Here is a 22,366-nt window from a genome sequence, read left to right on the forward strand (position 1 = left end):
ACAGTATATAGCTTTAGAGCCTACGCCAGCATGAATAATGTCCATTACACCTAAATCATCGCACTATATTATTGATACAAAAAAGACCAGAGATACGCTCTGGTCTTAATCTGCTAAGCATAGATGCCTAGCTATCTATTACTATGACATCTGATGACAAGGCTATGATCTTATCAAAAGATGCAAAGTATCAATATATTACATACCACGAGCGCGGCGTACATCGTCGGCTGTGATGTCATCACGGTTAACTAAGTTGCCTTCACGGTCGACCACATTACCGTCGTTATCAATATCTAGCTCTTCACGCTGGATAGTCTCAACGATAGTCTCAGTATGACGCTCTGTTGTTTTACCAACATTAACTTCCTCAGAGACATAAGTGTCTTTACCAACACGAGCACGTTCTGCTTCTAACTCAACTTCCACTGTATCATTAGTATCCATATCACCGATGCGGCGGTCTGTTGGACGATCAACACTAGTACGTTGAATATCAGCATGTTCTTCTTCTAGCTCAACCTCGACATTACGCTCTTCAGTTACAACATGTTTGCCAACTTTTACAAGACCTGCAACGATACGGTCTTTATTAACAGTTAAACGCTCTTCTAGAAGCTCTAGCGTCTTTGGCGCATCATAAGAATGATCTGCAATATCTACATGCTCCGCAGTAGGAACGGTATCAGCAGTAAACGCTTGACGATCTTTTTCGTATTGCTCTTTATAGCTGTACTGATAGTCGTGGTCATATACTTCCATGGCTTCTACTTGAGACTTGGTCAAGCTATCGAAGAAAACATCATCACCAACGATACGAGCAAGACCCGCTGGTACTAATACCTCTTTTGAGCTAAACCAACCACCTGCATCAACGATTAGGTAACGAATACGGCCAGTAGTGTCTTCTACTAACGCACCTTCAATTTTACCGATTTTTTCTTCGTTCACACCGTAAGCAGTTTTGTCTGTTGGGTCATAATAGTCATCGCCAATTAAGTCGCGATGAGTGGCTTGAATATCTTTTAAACGGATTAGTTGGCTCATTATTGTCTTCCTTTTGTATGAGTTGGTATTTGTAAAAGTTATTTTATAAGTGGGTATTTTTAAAATTGCTGATTAATAATTATTTTGAATTTCTGGGCAAAAATTACTTCAATAATCGAACTTCAATAAGTAAGTTAAGAGATATATCACAACATCTCTGCATCAACTTGTAGCTATCGTAACACTATGATTTTGGATGAAATAGATGCTCGAGGTAGCAAAATGTGCGATTGGGGTAATTACATGTAATAGGCTGTAAGTGGCATAACATAGGTAGGGGTATAACTTAACGAGTCTTAACACAGCGACATATTTTAGGCTTATTTAGAGTTAGCAAATACGAAAAGACCGCAGAGCAAAATGCAATGCGGTCTGTTGAATAAATATTAGGCAATCGCTAAAATTATGTTTCGTCTATCAGTTAACAATGAGTGCCCTAATATTAGGTGTGACTTATGTATGGCTACGGCAGTTCAATAGCGACAGCAACGGCTTCGCCGCCACCGATACACAAGGTTGCAACGCCTTTTTTGCCGCCGGTACGTTTGAGAGAATTGATGAGCGTCACTAGGATTCGTGCACCTGAACAGCCTACTGGATGACCAAGCGCACAAGCGCCACCTTCAACGTTTACTTTTGCGTGGTCGATGTTTAGCTCGTCCATAGCAGCCATCGTGACCATGGCGAAAGCCTCATTGATTTCCCATAGATCCACATCAGCGACTGACCAGCCAGCATTTGCTAGTACTTTCTCGATGGCACCGATCGGAGCGATGGTAAATTCGCTTGGGTGACGAGAGTTTGAAGCAGTGGCAACGATGCGAGCTTGATAATCCAGACCTTCAGCCTTTGCTTGTGACTCTTTCATGACGACGACAGCAGCAGCACCGTCTGAGATTGAGCTGGCATTGGCTGCAGTGATCGTACCGTCTTTTGCAAATGCTGGGCGTAAGCTTGGGATACGATCAGCATTCGCTAGGCCTGGTTGCTCATCAGTATCGACCGTTTGCTCGCCTTTACGAGTTTCAAACGTTACAGGCTCAATTTCATCTTTGAAGTGATTGTCTTTGATAGCGGTTAGTGCACGATTGAGTGATTCGATAGCAAACTCATCCATCTTCTCACGTGTATAGCCTTTTTTATCGGCCATTTCTTGAGCGAACATGCCCATGAGCTTACCAGTCTCCGCATCTTCTAAGCCGTCTAAGAACATATGATCTTTGACTTCTTTGTGTCCCATACGGTAGCCACCACGTGATCCTGGCATCAGATACGGTGCATTGGTCATTGATTCCATGCCACCAGCTACAGCAACATTGAAGCTACCAGCTTTGATGCCATCATGTGCTTGCATGACAGCTTTTAAACCTGAACCGCATAGCTTGTTAATAGTGACAGCGCCCGTTGCATCAGATAAGCCTGCTTTGCGCATGGCTTGACGAGCAGGGCCTTGACCCAAGCCTGCGGTTAAAATACAGCCCATGATCACTTCATCAACATCATCAGCCTTCACACCTGAGCGTTCAATAGCCGCTTTAATGGCAGTCGCCCCTAGATCTGTCGCGCTCAAATCTTTCAATGCGCCTTGAAAGCCGCCCATTGGGGTACGTGCGCCGTTTAAGATTACAATTGCATCATTTGACATCGTTATTATTCCTTATTTACGTATTTTAAATGAAAGCACTTTACCTAAAAGGAAAAGGCTGATTTGCCGTTATCCTTTATCCATAAGCGTTTGCCTAGCTCACTAATAAAGGAATAGATCAGTCTGGCTGACTAACCAACCACCTAACTAAGGTTGTGCTTTAGGCCAGCTCATCTAGGCGAATGCGTATGACTTTATCAGTGATAGTCTCTAACTTTTCAATTTTTTCGATAGCAAGGTTCATCCGACTCTCAACCACTGGCAGCGTCAATATAATGACAGGAACTTGTCCGACTTTGTGCGCAGGCTTCTGTAAGATTGCGTCGATATTGATACCTGCATCGCTTAGGATGCGAGTGATGTCCGCTAAAACACCTGGGCTATCATAAGCATGTACACGTAAGTAGTAACCAGTAATCATCTGCTCAGCACGCAATATCGGCGTGTCTGAGAGCTGCTCAGGGATAAAGGCGAGATGTGGTACGTGATGCCCGTTGTTGTTCTGGTTGTCGCTATTTTTGCTACCTAATACACGGACGAGATCCATGACATCGGCCATCACGGCAGAGGCGGTGGCACCTGCACCTGCGCCATCACCGCAATAGAGTGTTTGCCCAAGCGGATGTGAGTTGACCAGCACGGCGTTTTTTACGCCGTTGACATTGGCAAGCAACGCATCTTGTGGAATAAGCGTTGGATGGACACGCAACTCAACGCCAGCATTATCACTGTTGCCTTGACCATCACGGCGTACTGCAAATCCTAAGTGCTTGATACGGTAGCCAAGCTCTTCGGCATAGTTGACATCTTGTAGGGTAATGCCCGTGATGCCTTCACAGTAGACTTTGTCAAACTGTAGCGGGATACCAAATGCAATAGAGGCGAGCAGGGCCAGTTTGTGTGCAGCGTCGATACCTTCTACATCAAATGTTGGATCGGCTTCTGCGTAACCCAGCTGTTGTGCTTCGGTCAATACATCAGCAAATGGACGGCCTTTGTCACGCATTTCAGTCATGATGAAATTGCCTGTGCCGTTGATGATACCAGCGAGCCAATCAATTTTATTGGCAGCAAGAGCCTCACGCATGACTTTAATGATGGGGATACCGCCTGCTACTGCTGCTTCATAAGCAACATGGACGTTGTTTTCTTCGGCAAAAGCAAAAATCTCATTACCGTGTTCAGCCAGTAGGGCCTTATTGGCAGTTACCACATGCTTGCCATTTTTGATGGCTTGCATAATGACGTCCTTGGCTAGGGTCGTCCCACCAATCACCTCAATCACGATATCGACATTATCGCTTGCTGCAATAGCCATCAAGTCACTGTTTTGCATGATGCTGGTATCAATATCATCACGCTGACGGCGCGTACCCACTTCGGTAATAATAATGTCGCGTCCACTACGGCGTTTTAGCTCATCTAAATTGTCATTGATTAGGTTGATCACGCCCGTTCCGACGGTGCCTAGACCAAGTATCGCTAGTTTGATGGAATTGCTCACAGTATCCTCAAGAGATTAAATATAATGAAGCGGCATCACGCTGGGGCAATATAAAATGAGTCTGCGGTGGTTGACCGACAGCCTATGGGCATTTTCTAATGCTACTTTGCATGCATACTTCATTATAGTTGAATAAAAAATGCTCAGATAAAAGGGTGTTGCTTATTTTGCATCGCGCTTTATCGTATCATACCGACAAGCAGTTGTGACGTCTACACAATCAATATCGTCAAATCTTCGCGACTATCGATTCATCGCTGCTATCGTATTTATCTTGATGCGGTGCATTAATTCGCGCCGACAGCTTGTGCCAATTGTGCGGCAGGCAAATAACCACCCACTTGTTGTCCTGTCTCAGTAAAGATAGCAGGCGTACCACGAACCCCAAGCTTAGAGCCTAGCGCCATATGAGCTTGTACAGGATTGGCACAGCTAGGTGCTTGTACATTGCCCCCCATTTTTGCCTGATTCATGGCAGCATTGCGATCTTGACTACACCAAATGGCTTCCATCTTTGGGACAGATTCTTGGCTACGTGGCCATGCTAGATATCGCACTTCGATACCGCGCGCATTGATATCGTCCATTTCCTCGTGCAGCTTGCGACAGTAGCCACAGTCGGCATCGGTAAAGGCATAAACAACGGCCTTGGTTTCACCTTTTGCTGGATAAATGATCATCTCTTTTTTATCCACGGCTTGTAACGCTTCTTGTGCAGTATTAGCTGCTAACGCTGCACTGATATCAACTGGCGTATCACCACCAACGGCGACGATTTGTCCTTGAATGATATGTTTACCCACTTTATCCGTAAAAAAAGACGGCAGCCCTTCAGCAGTAACCCAGTAAATACCGTCCATATCTGTTGGTACGGCGGAGATGATAGTTTCTTCAATGCCAGAGGCCTTGAGATTTGCCTGTAAGGCACTAACCACTGTAGGATCATTATCAGTTGAGATTTTGGCAGGAGACGTCTCGGTTTGTGCTGCATTCACAACACTGGTGTTGCTGGTTGCATCCGCTGCATTGTTTGAGCAGCCAGCCGCAATACCTACTAGCAAGACACTTAAGATCAAACGAGATAAGGTAGTACGAGATAAACGATGATTTGCAGAGGAGTATCTGCTAATAGGTGATGGCATATGGTTTCCTGTAGGCATCTCGCCTAGTCATAAGTTCGTTGCAAAAAAGCGCTATAAACTACGATACGTAGTAAGGCGTCTGAATCGTGTTTTAAAGGTCTAATTTTACAGAAGTTTTTTTAACTTATTGATTATAAAAGATAGGTTATATTAGCATATTTATGCGAGATGACGGCTCACCTCTATTAGTCAATAAGCACAAATAATGCCAGCTTTTAGGAATAACGGTTCATACAAGATACACTTGTACTATTTAATATAAAAGTCAGCCTTTGTAACCTATTGCTAATAGTATTGTTTTATAAGGATTTATACAAAATACTTTGTATAAATCGCTTCAGGTTTATTCATTTCAACAAATTTGCGCTAAGGAGCACACATGGCAGGTGCCAGTTTATTAACCTTACTTGATGATATCAGTGTGATATTGGATGACGTCTCCGTCATGACCAAAGTCGCTGCCAAAAAAACCGCTGGGGTATTGGGCGATGATTTGGCGTTGAATGCTGAGCAAGTTACTGGTGTCAAAGCCAATCGCGAGCTTCCCGTTGTCTGGGCAGTCGCTAAGGGCTCGTTCATCAATAAGCTCATTTTGGTACCAGCAGCGCTATTGATCAGCGCGATTTATCCACCCCTCGTCACATTTTTATTGATGTGTGGTGGTCTGTTCTTGGTTTATGAAGGGGCAGAAAAAGTCATACATCGGTTTTGGCCACATGCATTGCCACATGATGAAGAACAAAATGCTCGCCGAAAAGCCAATGCCGATGAAACAGTCGATTTAGTGGCATTTGAAAAAGAAAAAATCAAAGGAGCCATACGAACTGATTTTATCTTATCCGCTGAGATCATCGTGATTGCACTAGGGGCAACGGCAAGCGCTACCTTGTTAGAACGCAGTTTGGTATTGTCCATCTTGGCAATTGGTATCACCATCGGTATTTATGGTTTGGTCGCTGGTATTGTCAAAATAGATGATGCAGGCCTACATCTGATGGAGCAAGAAAGTACGTTTAAACAAAAAGTGGGTAAGGTGATGTTTGCCGCCGCGCCGAAGCTGATGAAGTTTTTATCCATCGCAGGGACATTGGCCATGTTCTTAGTGGGTGGTGGTATCTTGGTGCATGGTATTGGCTTTTTGCATCACGGTGTCGAAGATATTGCACATCTCACGGGTATTTTTGAAGGAGTAACAACCACCGTATTAAATGGTGTTATTGGTTTTATTATTGGTGCGGCAGTTGTAGCATTGCTTACTGTGATTGATAAAATTCGCGGCAAAGACGATAAGGCTTCTTCCACTCATTAAGCTGGTTTGTGGTTTTATCTTATGTCCAATTTTATTCTAAATAGATAATTAAACGGAATTTTATTAAAATAAAAGCCCCAAAGCGATCGCTTTGGGGCTTTTATATTTTCGCTTTTATATACTAACTGTCACTATCGGTATCATCAGCGGCAAGCTTCTCAGCTTGGGTTGGTTTTTTATGATCCGTTTTGGGCTTGCGGCTGCGGGCCTTTGGCACCTTTGGCGTCGTTAGATTAAACATGCCTGTCTGTGGTAGTAACTGCTCAGCCACATTTTCGATCATGTTCTTATAACTGGCAATGGTGGTCTTGGATTTAGCTGCCTGGCTGTCATCTTTGCCCGTTTCTTTAGCAGATTCTTCTACTTTAGATTCGGTCGTTTGCTCAGCCTCTTCTGCATCAGACTTTTCTACATCCACTTGTGTTGCATCAGCTGCTGTCGTATTGGTTTCTTGTCCTTCACCGGCTTGATTTTCTACACTGTTAGCAGCTGATTGCGCTTGCTCGACTTCTAGCAATTTTTCACTATCAGCACTGACATTATCTGCCTGTGCTTGATTCGCTAATGCGCCTGCCTCAACGTCATGAGCACTCACCTCAGCATGGCTTTGCTCAGCCTCTACTTCTGGCTCATTGCTGTCTGAGGTTTGCTCTGTAGCAGTATCCAAAGTAGCTGACGCTTCGTAATCAGGGTGCTGACCACGAGGATCATTGCTGGCACGCTTACCGATAGCGCGTGGCTCAACGGCTGTTTTGCCTTGGGCTGCTGCAAATTGGCTGACCGCTTGTGTCATCGCATCGAAGCGTGCCAAATAATCGGCTGCTAATGGCTGATAACCATAGTTGCTAAAGTCAAAGTTTTGGCTGCTATTGACAACACTAGCAACATCAGAGGACGCATCAGCAGACTTTGCTTGCTTGGCATATAGAGCAATCGTTGCGATAAAGCAGCCAATCACACCTTCTTCGGCTAAACGCGTTTGCGCGTCTGGTAATGTGCCACGAATAAACTCACCAACGGTGCCACGTATCGCCGTTGCACTTGTGGTCGCTTGAGTCTCAATCTCAGCTTGAGGTGTTTGCGCTACGTTTGCTTGCTTGGCACGGACCACGCGTGGGTCATTGCTGGCTTGACCAAACTTCTCAGCCGTCACATAACGATCACCAAACAATGACTCATGTGTTAGCTCAAGTGCTGAGTTAGCCATGCTTGTTTCAGTTGCCCCATTATCACTGACTGGAGTCTTTTTCGTCTCTTCAGCTTTAGCGATGGCCTCAGTCGTATCTGACTTTTGGTGCTGTGCTTTTCCTGAGGTACTCTCTACAGTAGCTGTCTCTACAGTAGCTGTCTCTACAGTAGCTGTCTCTTGGGCAGCTGTCTCTTGGGCAGCTGACTGACTTTTAGTGTCATGAGTAGAGACAGACGGTATATCTGCTGAACGGTCTTTGTCACCCGCGTTCTGCTTATGTCCAGAGGCACTGTCTGATACTTTAGCCTGAGCAGTAGTCTCTTTATCACCATGGGTCTGATTATTAGAGGTTTCTACTGCGTCTTTCTTATTGCTCTCATCGCTTTTTGTGTCAGTGCTTTGCTTACTGTCACTAGGCTTGTTCGCAGGTGGCCTAGCCGCACGATCGTTTGTGCTCTCATGCTTTGCTACACCATTCGTGGCGTTTTGCGTATCGTTAGCATGAGGTTTTGCCTTTGCAGCCTTGCTGTCATCTAAAGATAAGTGCACAACCTCTGATGCTTTTAGCCTCGTTGGTGCCTCGTTGACCTGTAACACGACCTCGTTAGGATCTTGGCTACGACGCGCGCTGGTTTGGTTTTTACCAGTAGTCGTATCGTTGTTTTTGACCTCTTGCTGCTGGTCTTGTTTGGTGTTTTCAGTAGTCAGCGTTTCACCACGCTCCAGCTTGCCACGTGAGCCACGTTGGCTATGCGATTTACGCTTAGCACGAACTTGTTCATCGGCTTTTGGCGTATTTTCTTGCTCTGCTTCAGTAGACTCATTGCTGCCGCGGTTGCTGTTTTGACGATCACCACGGTTGCGATCGCTTGAGCGGCGTTTGTCCTGTGAACGCTTGTCTTGCTGGTTTTTGTCTTTATTGTCAGACGATTTTTCATCAGTGCTGGTATCTGCATGGCTACTGGCATTATTGGTAGTGTCGTCAGACGTCTCTTTTCTTTGGCGCGGTTTTGAGTTTCTTGACTTACGTGGTTTGCGTCTTCTTCTATCCTCGTTATTGCTGTCGTCAGTATTGCTGTCGTTGTTACGGCGTGCCTGCTGACGATTGGCTTGACTGTCTGATGATTGGTTGTCATTTTTCTGATTGTGGTTTTGTTGAGCTTTTTGCTCGCTGCCTGCATCAGTGTGACTTAGCGCATCGTTATTCACTTGGCCAAATGAGCCTAAGCTTTGCGCGCCAGTATTGACTAGAGCCTCAATGGCTTCAGCGGCATCGTGACTACTGACACTAGGTGTGGTTGTGGCTTGCGGCGCTTTTGCAAAGAGGTTGGACAGCCAAGCGACTGCTTTTGGCTGCGCACTTGCTTCGGCATTTTGAGCTTGCGCTGCGACTGGCGCGGCCACGCTTTGGGCCTTGCTAGCTTGTGCTGCGTGCGCTGGTGCGGCGTCATTAGCGTTTTTATGGTTACGACAATCGTTGCTGTGGCTAACCGTATTGTTCTGCGACTGTGCTGCTGAATTCTGCTTATTGTCATTGGTTGCTTTACGCGGCTGACGAGTTGGCTGCTGCTCAGGGCGCTCTTTTTCAGCCGTCTGCCAGTCGACATTGTAGCCAAGGTCACTGTGTTCTTGCTGCTGAGTATCAGTGATACGCTCGTAGCTCGATGGGGCAAATCCATCACGGTTGAAGTGCAGCTTAAAGTTCGGTGATTCTAAATGAGCGTGCGGCAAAATCGTGATACGCGTGCCACTGTCTTGCTCAAGATAAACCAAGCTATCACGCTTTTCATTCAGCAAAAATGCAGCGATATCTGTCGGAACTTCCGCTTGTACTTCACCTTGGCGTTCTTTGAGCGCGATTTGCTCGATTTGACGCATGATAGAGAGCGACAATGAACGCAAGTCACGAATCATACCGTTGCCGTGACAACGTGGGCAGATATAACCAGTTGACTCTTCTAGTGATGGACGCAGGCGCTGACGGCTCATTTCCATCAGACCAAATTTAGAGATATCACCAAACTGTACGCGCGCACGATCGTATTTGGTCGCATCGATGAGACGCTTTTCGACTTCTTTTTGATGCTTATTGTCATTCATGTCAATGAAGTCAATAACGATCAAACCACCCATATCACGTAGACGCAGCTGGCGGGCAATCTCGTCGGCCGCTTCTAGGTTGGTATGGTAAGCGGTTTCAGCAACGTCTGAACCTTTGGTCGACTTAGCTGAGTTGATATCGATAGATACTAAGGCTTCTGTTTGGTCGATGACGATTGAGCCACCTGATGGCAGACGTACTTCGCGCTGATAGGCTGTTTCGATTTGTTTTTCGATATTGAAACGCGAAAACATCGGCTCATAATCAGTATATTTGCGTAGCTTTTCGGCTTGTTTTGGCATTACTGCGTCAATAAAGCCTGCTGCTTCGATATAAGCGTTTTCGTTATCGATCCAAATCTCGGCAATATCATCGCGCAGATAGTCACGGACGGCACGAGTGACAACACCTGCTTCTTGATGGACAAGGCGCGGTGAAGGGTATTTTTGGTTTTGTTCTTGGATGGCATTCCAGATATTGAGCAGATGATTGAGATCATGCTGCAGGTCTTCTTGCGTTTTGCCAATACCCGCGGTACGAATGATAACGCTCATGCCTTTTGGCAAATCAAGATTGCTCAGCATGCGTTTCATGTCTTCACGCAGCTTGCCTGAGATTTGACGTGAGATACCGCCGCCACGAGGATTATTTGGCATGAGTACCAGATAGCGACCAGCCAGAGAGACATACGTCGATAGGGCAGCGCCTTTGTTACCACGTTCTTCTTTTTCGACTTGGACGATGAGCTCATCGCCTTCTTTAATCAGTTTTTTGATGTTTTCATCACGTGGATTTCCGCTTAGATACTCAGCAGAGATTTCACGAATCGGCAAAAACCCTTGGCGCTGAGAGCCGTATTCGACAAACACTGCTTCAAGTGATGGCTCAACACGAGTCACATGACCTTTATAGATGTTGGATTTTTTTTGCTCGCGGGTACGATTTTCTAAGTCAAAATCGTATAAGTGGTTGCCTGTACATAAGGCGACACGAATTTCTTCGTTTTGAGTTGCGTTGATCAAAATGCGTTTCATATTTGTATCCTATGAGTACGCACAACAACGATAAGACAGTCTTTAAAAGATAGAGGCAAGTGTGGCTAATATGATATTAGCATTTGTAGATATTAGTGAGCGGTAGAACGTAAATCGTGGATTTTATAAAGCACGTGGGCTTTTCCAATGGCTTTTTTACCTAAGTGGGTAAGCGTCGTTTGTGTCAATATAAGCAGTGTAGGGTGTAAGGCTACGGTGCTTATATTTTATGGTCACCAAACTTAGCACAGATATGAATGTGGCAGCGAATGAAAAACCTCTTAATCTCAGTACGTTCTATTGGTAGTGATTTTGGCGCACGTTGTAAGCGTGGGCGATGGTCAATTACAGGGGGAACAATACTGATATTAAAAAAATAGGGTGCTATCGTCATCCATCAAAATCTAACAATAATATCGCAATCGTGATTGCTATTATGAGTAGCAGAGTCAGTCAGCGGCTATCTATTTAGGTAAAGCAATTGATTACTCTTTATTTATGTTCTTTGTATATCGTCAATAATATCTTGGGTGTTTCAAGGTTAGGTATCACAGCTTTGGTTATCAGCGGGGCGTACTTGGCAAACAGAGTAATGAACCAGCTGGTCAGCATGGCATTGTATTTACATCTTTATCGTCGTCATCTGTTTGACCACCAATATTCAGGCAGCTATCGAGTTACTTTTCGATCCTAACGCTAAACGGCCCATACTTGCTCAACTATGCTGGCATAAAGGACCATCAGATAATCAATCATTAAATAATAAGTCATTATCAAAAAAAGTCGTTGTCATGCAATTAGTGAGTCAATGTTGTGTTGTCATCCGTTAATAAATAGACTGGTGGTCAGAGTTACTAACGCAATGGTATTTAGTGTCACTATTTGTTTTATGGTATCGAATAAAAAGTCGATACAGTGTGTTCATGTATAGGGCTGTGTTTGGTATCTAGTACCGTTAAATGCTAGTACCTTTTAAAGACAGGTCCTATCATGAGATGAAACGTCTAATATCGGCAGTATAAATAGCATCGACCTTCTTACTAATAATGAGTAAAAACGGTAGCCGGCTATCTGAAACAACAATGATTATTGCTGTCGCCTCTGCTTAATTGTCGCTCAACATGCTAAACTATAACAAATCTTTTTGTAAATACCTAACTAAAAATGACAAACTCAAAAATGACTGACGACGCTCCTACCCATGAAGCCCCTGCTATTTTCAATAGCAAAACCCGCCCACAAAGCGCTGACGATGAGATTAGCAACTTTGGCAAGGTGAACTACCTTGAAGTAACGCGCCATCAGCACGACCAGCGTTTGGATAACTTTTTGCTCAATCGCTTGAAGGGTTTGCCAAAATCGCACATCTATAAGATGATTCGCTCAGATGAAGTACGCGTCAATAACAAGCGCTGCAAGGCACATGACAGAGTGCAGCGTGAAGACGTCGTGCGTATCGCACCTGTGGAGCTAGCAACGCGCGAAAAACCCATCATCAGTGCTGAGTTTGCTAAAAGCTTGCTCGCCCGCGTGGTCTATGAAGATGAAGGTTTGATCGTACTAAACAAGCCTTTTGGTATTGCAGTGCATGGCGGTAGTGGGTTGGACTTTGGGGTCATCGAAGCCATGCGTGAAGTGACGGGCAAAAAGTATCTAGAGCTGATTCACCGCATCGACAAAGACACATCAGGGCTGTTGATGATCTCCAAAAAACGCTCAACGCTCAAAGTATTACAGCAGCACTTAGTAGATAAAACCATTCAAAAGCACTATATCTGTCTAGCAAAAGGACAGCCTGCGCTGAATGAGCAACGTATCAATGCGCCATTATTGCGTTACACCCTTGCTAGCGGCGAACGCCGTGTCAAAGTAGACGCACAAGACCTACAAGCGAAAGAAAGCCAAACAGACATCATCGTCCATGATCGCTTTATGATTAATAGTCAGCCAGTTAGCCTAATCGAAGCCAAACCGTTGACTGGGCGCACGCATCAAATCCGTGTGCATTTGGCTCACATTGGTCATGCTATCTTGGGTGATGATAAGTACAACGTTCATGACAAATCAGGCGTTCATCGCCTATGCCTGCATGCATGGCGCTTAGATATTCCAGGTTATGAGACGATTACTGCACCGTTGCCAGATGATATGGCAGATTGGTTGCCAGAGACGACCCAGTTGCCTCAATAACATCGTAAAGTAAATAGGGAAAACTACATTATTTCTGTATTTACCTAAAACGTCACGATACCTTATTTTGACGAATAAGCCGCCGTGACGTTTTCGTATCTGTTACCGTTACCGTTACCGTTACCTGTTAAGGTTAATTCATGACTGAATCATCGACACCTCACACTAAAACACCCAGTCAATGTACTCAGTCAGTAGATAAGCATGATTTGTCTGACAAAACGCTGATCATTTTTGATTGGGACGGTACGCTAATGGATTCAATCGGCTTAATCGTTGATTCCATGCACGTGGCTGGAGAGGCGCATGGATTTAAAACCACTGATAAAGCGGTGAAAGACATCATCGGTCTCAGCCTGATGAATGGTATCGAGATTTTGTATCCTAAGGCCAGTGACGCACAAAGGCTCGCCATTCAGCAGACTTATGCAGAGTACTATATTGCCAACAGTCATAGTACGCCGCTTTTTGATCCAATAGAGGGTATGTTGCAGAGGTTGCGACAGCAAGATAAGAAGCTTGCGGTCGCCACTGGCAAAAAAAGAAAAGGGCTCGATCGTGTATTAGAGGCATCTGATAGTCGCAATTATTTTGTCATGACGCGCTGTGCTGATGAGTCAGGCTCGAAACCCGATCCGCAGATGTTAACCGATATTTTGGCGTATACACAAAAAGAGGTTTCTGATGCCGTGTTTATCGGAGACAGTATCTATGATATTCAAATGGCAACCAAGCTTGGCATGACCAGTATCGCGGTCAACTATGGCACAGCAACAAGTACAGAGCTTGCCGATCAGCAGCCGACATATCAGGTTGACACACCGCAAGCATTGGCTGACTTACTGTGTGGATAGTGTGAGTTTGTCTTGTTAGCTATCTTAGCGCCGCTTTGACTATAATCGATAAAAATAAAGAAAAAAGGGTCTATCGTGATGACGATAAACCCTTTTTTGATGCCTGGCAAAGACAATATTTATTCAGCGTCTTTTGGCGTGTCTGTCACTGAGTCAGAGGCCAGTTGCTCACTAGCATCATTAGTAGTATCATTTTGTGTCAGATTACTCTCAATAATTTTGTCATTATCAAGCTGGTAGTCATACCATTTGCCCATAACGCCAGCCAACTCATCAAGACCTTCTTTTCTCAATGCTGAAAATAACTGGATAGTACAGTTTAAGCCGAGTTTTTTGAGTCTTTTACGGGTATTGAGTAAGGCATTTTTGGACGCGCCATATTTTAGCTTGTCTGCTTTGGTGAGCAAAATATGCACAGGTAGCTCGCCATCTTTTGCCCAATGTAGCATTTGCTCATCAAAAAACTTAAGTGGGTGACGAATATCTGTCATCAGTACCAAACCTGCCAAGCTTGAGCGCGACACCAAATATTCTTCTAACTCGACCTGCCATTCTTTTTTCATCTCAAGCGGCACCGCTGCATAGCCATAACCTGGCAAATCAACCAGTCGTCTATCAGCATCACCAATACTAAAAAAGTTGATCATCTGCGTGCGTCCAGGCGTCTTAGACGAACGTGCAAGTTGGCGCTGATTGGTCAAAGCATTGATGGCCGAGGATTTGCCAGCGTTCGAGCGACCTGCAAAGGCAACTTCTAAACCCATGTCAGGCGGGCAAAGCTTAAAGGTAGGCGCTGAGGTCATAAACTCAGTTTGCTGAATTTTTTGACGAGATTTGGTGTTGAACAGCGCATGTTCGGCGGCAACATCTGTAAATGGGGTAGTCATAAATGGCTCATTTATCTTAAAAATTAGATACGGTTGTAAAAATCTAGTCAGCGATTGGCTTGGGCTATTATTTTAACGCAGAAAACAGGCAAAAAATGCTAAGAGGCGACAATCCACCCTTATCAACACTGGTGTATCATAAAGTGGCGATAATAGATCACCGGCTATTCTATACTATTCCCTGCCTTACTTATTGAAATAACTGAGATTAGCATCATATAAATAGTAGGATAATATTAAAATTAACGATTCATCAGAACAAGTGCTCAGTATTAACAAAGCGACATTTGATTTGGCTATGTTTATGTGACATATATTGTTACAATGTTTGATAAGAGATATTTAATAGAGCAATTGATGAGACACGTGGAATATCACGAGGAGGTACCCTATGTTTTCAATCAATAAACTGCTTAATAAAAGTCATAAAGCCATTACTGCGAGCGGTACTGCATTGATATTAAGTACTATTATGCTTAGCCCTGCAAATGCCGCTGATATTACTACTACTTATGATAACTCATGTGCAGCTTGCCATGACAATGGGGCATTGAATGCGATTAAAAAAGGCGATAGCGCCAAATGGCAGCAACTCATCAAACAAAAAAGCATGCCAACATTGATCCAATCTGTCAAAGGCGGCATGTCTCAGATGCCAGCAGGTGGTCTCTGTGACACCTGTAACGATGAGGATTACCGCAAGCTTATCGAGTATATGAGCAAATAACCCGTTGATGAATAAAGCTTGAGCGCACAATATGGAGTGCGGTATATCGTTAACTGACGAAGCCTTTTGTTTTTGTACGGTACTCTAAGTATGTCAGTGAGAAAACTGATGAATGCTATGATTAAGTAGGCAAATGATACAAAGTCTTGCTATAATAATCGAAAATAAACCCTGATGTTAGTAAGTAATTTCAGACTGCTTGTGTCCAAGACCTCGAAATATACGCCATGCCTGTAATCAAAGAGGCGGCCGTATTGGGTATCTTATCCGTGCAATCACTCTAAATAATGCTTACGCCGAGCTAGTAGGATTTGTATCAATGAAAAAGTTAATCGCTGCTGCCAGCTTATGCGTTGCAAGTTTCAGCGTACAAGCTGCTATTATTGTTCCTGAGTATGATGTTGAAGCAGGTCAGAAAATTGCAGAAACCGTTTGTGCGGCTTGTCATGGTCTTAATGGGGTCAGTATTGTTCCTGCACAGCCAAACCTTGGCGGCCAAAACGTAAAATACCTGTACAAACAGTTGGTCAACTTCAAAGCAGGCTATCGCAAGAACGGTATCATGCAGTCTCAGGTCGCTAACTTGTCTCAGCAAGATATTGCCAACGTGGCAGGATATTATGCTAGCCAGGCGCCTTGGGGTGTTGGATATGGAAACCCTGCAACGAACCAAGAAGCTACCAAACTATTTTTGGGCGGTGATAAGTCGCGCGGTGTGATTGGTTGTGCTGGTTGTCATGGTCCAGATGCTGCCGGTAACCCTTGGGCAGCTTTTCCAAAACTAGGCGGACAGCATGCTCAGTATATCGCCACTCAGCTAAAACTATTCCGTGCAGCTGGCCGTGTGGATGATATCGATAGCGATGATCAAAAACGCGTCAATGATGCTGCAAAAGAAGGTGAGATGGGTATGATGCAAACCGTTGCATCAAAACTGTCAGATCATGACATTCGTATCTTGTCAGACTATGTGAGTGCGATTCACTAATTGAGTCGTATTGATAATCAATATCTGATACGGACGTTATGAATGTGGCCACTGAGTACTTTTTCATATATTCATTATGTCTCAATGACTAAACCCCGATTTCGGGGTTTTTTTATAACTGTCTGTCCTTATATTGAAGAGACAAGAGACTGCTGAATTTGTTTACAGGGGTAGCATGTTGCTCTGTATAATTACAAATTATCGTTATTCACTTTACACCAAACCCAAAAATACGATTAACCTTATCAAACTCGTGGTTCTTACTACTCCAGTTTTTGTGAATGGTGTTAGATCGTTTGGATTGAGATTATGATGATCCGTTATGCTTCTTATTTTATTGCGGTTCTACTGCCGCTGTTATTGTTCCGTTGGTTTGCACCTGCATCAATCGGTGAGATTGATTTTTGGTTATTGTGGTTGCTTGCGATGGTGTTGGTCGCGTTGCCAGTCGTCTATGCTGAGATAGCGTTGGCCTACCGGAGTGTCGAGGGGCCATTGGCTGGTATGCAAAAGCTCACACGCGAATCAGATGCAAGTCCAATATGGCGAAGCTTTGGTTGGTTGGCAGCATTGGTCTCTATTGTCATTGCAGCGTTGATGATATCAGGGGCCAGTACGGGGATATTGAATGCCTTGACTGAGCTAAACAGTACGCCTGATGTGCCAAGCTTTGCGGTTGCCGCAGGGCTAATGGTTATTACCGTACTATTAAGTCTGCTTGGCGTTGCGCCCCTGCCGATTGGCCTTGGGTTGATGTTGGTTGGGTTGGTATTAGGCCTCGTCAATGGTGTGCCAAATATTGGCTTTGCGATGACTGATATCAGCTTGAGTGAGTGGGCGCGTGCAGTGGCATTGGCATTAGTCAGTGTTGGGGCGGGCACAGGGCTATACTGGTTCGGTCAGCATTTGATCAGCAAGCAGACAGTCACTGCTGTTGAGGCAGATAATCTGCAAACGCGAAGCAAGGCGGCGACTCGTAATTATCGCGCCACCAAATCGGTATTGCCAATTTGGGTGTTGCAGTTGCTAGTTGGGGGCGCTGCGTTATTTATCAGTGGTATGTCGTTGCCACCGATCGGGCAGCTATTGTATTGGGCAGGTGTTCTATTTGTCGCCAGCTATTTGCTTCATTACAGCACCCAGCAGCTGACCCATAAGTTTGGACTACTGATCAGCGTAGTCATCAGCTTCGTATTGGCATTACTCTTAGTCATTGCGATTCCGACGACATGGCTGGTGGGTATCTTGGTTATAGTGAGCAGCATTGCTGTATTACTGTTATCGATATTTGCAGGATGGCAGATGAAGATCAGTCATTTGCGAAAGTCGCTGAACTTTAGCAATGAAGCGTTTTATAACTTATGGCGAGTAGCGATACGTCTGGTAGTTCCTCTTGCCTTACTATTGGCATTGATAGGTTGGGTTATGCAGTGGTTAAGCTAATAGGCGATGATAATAGTCACAATGGTGCACTGCAATCAGATGAGAAACAGTTAATCACAGTTTATTTGGCATATGCTGAAGAGGCGCAGCGTCAGCACTATCTGGCAATAGAGGTTGCTGGTGGTACGAGTCTGTACGAGGCGCTGAGTCAAGCAGGGTGGCTTGAGAGGTTTATCGATCTGGCAAAATGGTGTGGGCAAGTAAAAGACATCACGACGCCAACGGCAAAACGTTGGCATGTAGGCATCTATGCACAAAAACAGCCACTTAGCTACATATTGCAGCCTTTTGACCGTATCGAGGTATACCGCAGTTTGAGCGCTGATCCTATGTCTCAGCGCAAAAATAAGTCTCGTGGTTAGATCGTTGAAAGATATAACTGGTATATCTGACCAACTGTTTAATCATGAGGCAGGTAGGCTTTCTATACCTTCGATGCGTGTGACCAAACCATTATCATCAAAGTAAATCACTAGGTGTTGACTGGCATCTTTGACATCAGCAATACCTTTGCGGCTGCCTTCGGTGCCTGCTTTATAGTCATAGATATAATCCCAGCGCTTAGGCTCAAGAGTGTCTCTGATTGCAGGGCTGCCAAGAATATAGAGTACTTGATTTTGGTTCATACCCAACTGTAGTTTTTGAGCTTGGGCTTGAGTAATCGCTGTGCCTTGTGGCAAATCAATCTTATAAACGCTCAACAATGAGCAGCCAGACATAGCGACAGTAGCGCTAAGCATACTGGTGATGACAATTTTGCGTAATGCACTGGCATGGCTCAACGGACGAAAATTTAATGTCTTTATCATGGTAAGATGACTCATAAGAAATGAATTAGGTGCGATCAGAGTTAGAAGATATCAGTCTGACCGACAATCTTGGACAAATGATACGTCATTTACTTGCAATTGCCTACCACTTACGACATTATTTACCAAACACCATACGAACAGTTTTATTATTTATATTTTAAATTCATGGACTTGCAGTGAGCGCGTTCAAACAATTATAGTGTAGTGGCTCAGCTCAGTAGTACTGTTTGTAGGGTGTTAAAATCATTTATATTCAATAATAAAATAATCATCAATGATTATTTATCTCATATTTTTAATTTGCTGAGACTATCACAGTCAGAAGGGATATTATGGCTTCTTTTACCAACCAAGATTTACGTAGAGCAGGATTGAAGGTTACGTTACCGCGTATCAAGATATTAGAGCTGCTAGAGAACGCTGAGCTCCACCATATGAGTGCAGAAGAAGTATATAAAGCACTGATTGAACAAGGAGAGGATGTCGGTCTTGCAACGGTCTATCGCGTACTGACTCAGTTTGAGCAAGCAGGCATTGTTGAGCGTCATAACTTTGAAAACAACTTGTCAGTGTTTGAGATCACTCAAGAAGAACATCACGATCACTTGGTCTGCGATGTTTGTGGCAAAATCATTGAATTCCATAATGAGATGATCGAGGAAGAACAGCTAAAAGTAGCTGAAAAGCACGGCTTCAAACTATCAGGACACTCGCTGGTCCTATACGGCATCTGTGCTGACCAAGCTTGTAGAGACAGTGCTAAGTAGCTGTTGTCAGCGCAGATAAATACACTGTCTTTAGCGATGACGACGATATTTTGTACATTAAAAAGCCCTCATTTGTGAGGGCTTTTTACGATGGTTTTGCGTTGCCAGTAAAAAAGGCTGTCAGGCATTATTATTTAGCTGACATCTAATGACAAGCTATCGGCACCTTCATCCAAATTCGCTTTACCATTTTTACTACTAAGCTTGATTTTGAGTCGCAAATCGTTAGGAGAGTCAGCATGTAAAATGGCTTCTTTGTAAGTTATTTCTCCTTGTTCATACAAGTCGAAAAGCGCTTGGTCAAAGGTCTGCATGCCGCTGTCTCGCGAGCGCGTCATGACGTCTTTGATCTCATGTACCTCACCTTTACGGATATAATCGCTAATCAGCTGTGAGTTCAGTAGAACTTCAATAGCTGCGCGTCGTCCTTTACCATCAGGAGTTGGAATGAGCTGCTGAGCAATAATGGCCTGCAAGTTCAATGACAAATCCATAAACAGTTGGCTGTGGCGACTGGTTTCAAAGAAATGAATAATGCGGTCAATCGCTTGGTTGGCGTTATTGGCATGGAGCGTTGCAAACACCAAATGCCCTGTTTCTGCGTATTGAATAGCGTAGCTCATGACCTCACGGTTACGAATCTCACCAATCAAGATGACGTCAGGTGCTTGGCGTAGCGTGTTCTTGAGTCCTGCTTCAAATGAGTGCGTATCGATACCGACTTCACGCTGGGTGATGATACAACCGCGATGCTTATGAACAAACTCGATAGGGTCTTCAATAGTGATAATATGCCCATGAGAGTTCTGATTGCGATGGCCAATCATCGCCGCAAGGGTAGAGGACTTCCCTGTGCCGGTCGCACCTACCAACAAAATAATACCGCGCTTTTTCATTGCCAATTCTTTGAGCGCTGGGGGCAGGCGTAGCTCCTCGACCGTTGGGATTTTATTCTCAATTTTCCGTAAAATCATTCCGGCCATGTCGCGCTGTATAAAGGCACTAACACGAAAACGTGCTTGCTGCGCTTCATCAGAGATAGCAAACTGGCACTCATTGGTCTCCTCAAACTCTTTTCTTTGGCTGGGAGTCATGACCCCTTTTACCAACATCATGGTTTGATCGGCAGTCAAAGGCGTTTTACCGACAGGCAAAATTTTTCCATTTACTTTCATGGAAGGTGCAACATCAGCAGTAATAAAAAGGTCAGAGCCGTTTTTATTGATCATTAACTGCAATAATTTATCAATGTCCATATCGTACCTGCATTCGATGTAAGTCGATTAAAAGTTATTAAAGTAATGTATTCACAGTCACGTACAGAGATCCGTAAAATACCAAAATATGGCTTAAGTCATTTATTTTGATGACTTAGCGATACTTATAAAAACGCATCAGGCTGCTTGGCATAAGGGCGAGCCACATCTTTACTGATAGTGCCTTTTGCAACCAAGTTCTTTAAGGTTTGATCAAGCGTGATCATGCCTTCGCCTGCACCCGTTTGGATGGCAGAGTACATCTGAGCGATTTTGTTTTCACGTATCAAGTTACGGATAGCGGGCGTGCCTAGCATGATTTCGTGAGCTGCCACACGTCCGCCTGCTTGACGACGCAATAGTGTTTGTGAAATAACGGCTTGCAAGGATTCCGATAGCATGGCACGAATCATATCTTTTTCAGCGGCAGGAAACACATCGATGACACGGTCAATCGTTTTAGCCGCTGAGCTGGTATGTAGTGTGCCGAACACTAAGTGTCCGGTTTCGGCCGCAGTCAATGCCAAACGGATGGTCTCAAGATCACGTAGCTCGCCAACCAAAATAACGTCTGGATCTTCACGTAGTGCGGAGCGTAGTGCTGGCTCAAAACCTAAGGTATCGCGGTGTACTTCACGCTGGTTGATTAGGCTTTTCTTGGATTCATGAACAAATTCAATCGGATCTTCAATTGTTAAAATGTGCTCTTTACGACTTTCGTTAATGTAATCAATCATTGCTGCAAGCGTTGTTGATTTACCCGAACCAGTTGGTCCTGTGACCAATACCACGCCACGCTTGAAATCTGAGACACGTTTGAATACATCGCCCATCCCTAACTCTTCCATCGTCAAAACTTTGGAGGGAATGGTACGAAATACCGCGCCTGCACCGCGATTTTGGTTAAAAGCATTGACCCGAAAACGTGCTAAGTTTGGAATCTCAAAAGAGAAATCTGTCTCAAAGAACTCTTCGAAATCAGCACGCTGCTTGTCATTCATAATGTCATAAATGAGCTGATGAACCATCTGATGGATCATCGCAGGCATATTGATGCGAGTCATCTCGCCATCGGTACGAATCATCGCAGGCATGCCTGCTGAAATATGTAAATCTGATGCCTTGTGTTTGACAGTAAAACGTAGCAAGTCTTCAATGCTTAACGTGTTTTTTTCAGCCATAATTTGATATTCCTATCTATTCATCAGGGGAAGACAAAAGAGCATAAAGGCTCGTGGTAAACTATCAATCAATCGCCTTATTTAAGCAGGAAATACTGACGCGTTAACCAGTAGACATTCTTTAGCAGCGCTATCATATCCAATAGCCAATGTTAAAGCTTGTAACAATATCATAACAAGACTGTGAGTATTTAACCATCTACTCTTTAGGAAAATATAAAATTATTTACGACTATATTAGACCTCTTGCAAAAGTAGTTGTAAGACACAACGTATATTATTGAACGCTA

17 protein-coding genes are annotated in these 22,366 nt (G+C 44.2%); 8 read left to right on the plus strand and 9 right to left on the minus strand.

Translation table 11 applies throughout. The features are described 5' to 3' along the window. Positions 1-198: 198 nt before the first annotated feature. The 4 genes from L0G63_RS09595 to L0G63_RS09610 form a co-directional block, all read right to left on the minus strand. Positions 199-1,047: a PRC and DUF2382 domain-containing protein gene (locus L0G63_RS09595; protein WP_301450447.1), complete on the minus strand. Its 849-nt coding sequence runs from the start codon at positions 1,045-1,047 to the stop codon at positions 199-201. 463 nt (positions 1,048-1,510) lie between these two features. Further along, positions 1,511-2,692 (minus strand): thiolase family protein, encoded by a 1,182-nt coding sequence (locus tag L0G63_RS09600; protein ID WP_301450448.1) that lies wholly within the window; start codon positions 2,690-2,692, stop codon positions 1,511-1,513. 160 nt (positions 2,693-2,852) lie between these two features. Next, positions 2,853-4,196: a homoserine dehydrogenase gene (locus tag L0G63_RS09605; protein ID WP_301450449.1), complete on the minus strand. Its 1,344-nt coding sequence runs from the start codon at positions 4,194-4,196 to the stop codon at positions 2,853-2,855. A 287-nt stretch (positions 4,197-4,483) separates the two neighbouring features. Continuing rightward, complete coding sequence (locus L0G63_RS09610; protein ID WP_301450450.1) at positions 4,484-5,338, minus strand: DsbC family protein; 855 nt, start codon at positions 5,336-5,338, stop codon at positions 4,484-4,486. Positions 5,339-5,717: 379 nt separating this feature from the next. Between L0G63_RS09610 and L0G63_RS09615 the strand changes: the two genes are divergently transcribed. Then, positions 5,718-6,647: a DUF808 domain-containing protein gene (locus tag L0G63_RS09615; protein ID WP_223334584.1), complete on the plus strand. Its 930-nt coding sequence runs from the start codon at positions 5,718-5,720 to the stop codon at positions 6,645-6,647. A 121-nt stretch (positions 6,648-6,768) separates the two neighbouring features. Here L0G63_RS09615 and L0G63_RS09620 read toward each other — a convergent pair whose 3' ends face one another. Further along, positions 6,769-10,971: an Rne/Rng family ribonuclease gene (locus L0G63_RS09620; RefSeq protein ID WP_301450451.1), complete on the minus strand. Its 4,203-nt coding sequence runs from the start codon at positions 10,969-10,971 to the stop codon at positions 6,769-6,771. A gap of 1,179 nt (positions 10,972-12,150) precedes the next feature. On the opposite strand from L0G63_RS09620, the gene L0G63_RS09625 reads away from it, so the two are divergent. Together L0G63_RS09625 and L0G63_RS09630 are read left to right on the plus strand one after the other, a co-directional pair. Continuing rightward, positions 12,151-13,161: an RluA family pseudouridine synthase gene (locus L0G63_RS09625; protein WP_301450452.1), complete on the plus strand. Its 1,011-nt coding sequence runs from the start codon at positions 12,151-12,153 to the stop codon at positions 13,159-13,161. A gap of 140 nt (positions 13,162-13,301) precedes the next feature. After that, positions 13,302-14,015, plus strand: a complete 714-nt coding sequence (locus tag L0G63_RS09630) for an HAD-IA family hydrolase (RefSeq protein ID WP_301450453.1) — start codon at positions 13,302-13,304, stop codon at positions 14,013-14,015. A gap of 119 nt (positions 14,016-14,134) precedes the next feature. Here L0G63_RS09630 and yihA read toward each other — a convergent pair whose 3' ends face one another. Further along, a complete protein-coding gene (yihA, locus tag L0G63_RS09635) occupies positions 14,135-14,902 on the minus strand; it encodes a ribosome biogenesis GTP-binding protein YihA/YsxC (protein ID WP_301450454.1) in 768 nt (255 codons plus the stop codon). A gap of 391 nt (positions 14,903-15,293) precedes the next feature. Here yihA and L0G63_RS09640 point away from each other — a divergent pair, with 391 nt between their 5' ends. From L0G63_RS09640 to L0G63_RS09655, 4 genes are all read left to right on the plus strand, one after another. Continuing rightward, positions 15,294-15,629 carry a cytochrome c5 family protein gene (locus L0G63_RS09640; protein ID WP_301450455.1) on the plus strand — a complete coding sequence of 112 codons (336 nt, stop codon included), beginning with the start codon at positions 15,294-15,296 and terminating at the stop codon, positions 15,627-15,629. Between the two features lie 319 nt (positions 15,630-15,948). Beyond that, on the plus strand, positions 15,949-16,617 hold the full coding sequence (locus tag L0G63_RS09645; protein ID WP_301450456.1) for a cytochrome c: 669 nt from the start codon (positions 15,949-15,951) through the stop codon (positions 16,615-16,617). A 309-nt stretch (positions 16,618-16,926) separates the two neighbouring features. Then, entirely contained in the window at positions 16,927-18,060 is a 1,134-nt protein-coding gene (locus tag L0G63_RS09650; protein WP_301450457.1) for a hypothetical protein, read from the plus strand. Further along, entirely contained in the window at positions 18,048-18,422 is a 375-nt protein-coding gene (locus L0G63_RS09655; RefSeq protein WP_301450458.1) for an RnfH family protein, read from the plus strand. Before L0G63_RS09650 ends, L0G63_RS09655 begins: the two co-directional genes overlap by 13 nt. Positions 18,423-18,464: 42 nt before the next feature. On the opposite strand, the gene L0G63_RS09660 is transcribed toward L0G63_RS09655, so the two are convergent. Then, positions 18,465-18,884 (minus strand): outer membrane protein assembly factor BamE, encoded by a 420-nt coding sequence (locus L0G63_RS09660; protein WP_301450459.1) that lies wholly within the window; start codon positions 18,882-18,884, stop codon positions 18,465-18,467. Between the two features lie 320 nt (positions 18,885-19,204). Here L0G63_RS09660 and fur point away from each other — a divergent pair, with 320 nt between their 5' ends. After that, positions 19,205-19,639 (plus strand): ferric iron uptake transcriptional regulator, encoded by a 435-nt coding sequence (gene fur, locus L0G63_RS09665; RefSeq protein WP_301450460.1) that lies wholly within the window; start codon positions 19,205-19,207, stop codon positions 19,637-19,639. Between the two features lie 134 nt (positions 19,640-19,773). Here the strand turns inward: fur and L0G63_RS09670 are convergent, their stop codons facing one another. Both L0G63_RS09670 and L0G63_RS09675 read right to left on the minus strand, forming a co-directional pair. Next, complete coding sequence (locus tag L0G63_RS09670; protein ID WP_301450461.1) at positions 19,774-20,895, minus strand: PilT/PilU family type 4a pilus ATPase; 1,122 nt, start codon at positions 20,893-20,895, stop codon at positions 19,774-19,776. A 125-nt stretch (positions 20,896-21,020) separates the two neighbouring features. Further along, positions 21,021-22,076, minus strand: coding sequence for a type IV pilus twitching motility protein PilT (locus L0G63_RS09675; protein WP_301450462.1), 1,056 nt, complete (start codon positions 22,074-22,076; stop codon positions 21,021-21,023). Between the last annotated feature and the right edge of the window lie 290 nt (positions 22,077-22,366).

The organism is Psychrobacter sp., assembly GCF_030454045.1.
GTDB lineage: Bacteria > Pseudomonadota > Gammaproteobacteria > Pseudomonadales > Moraxellaceae > Psychrobacter.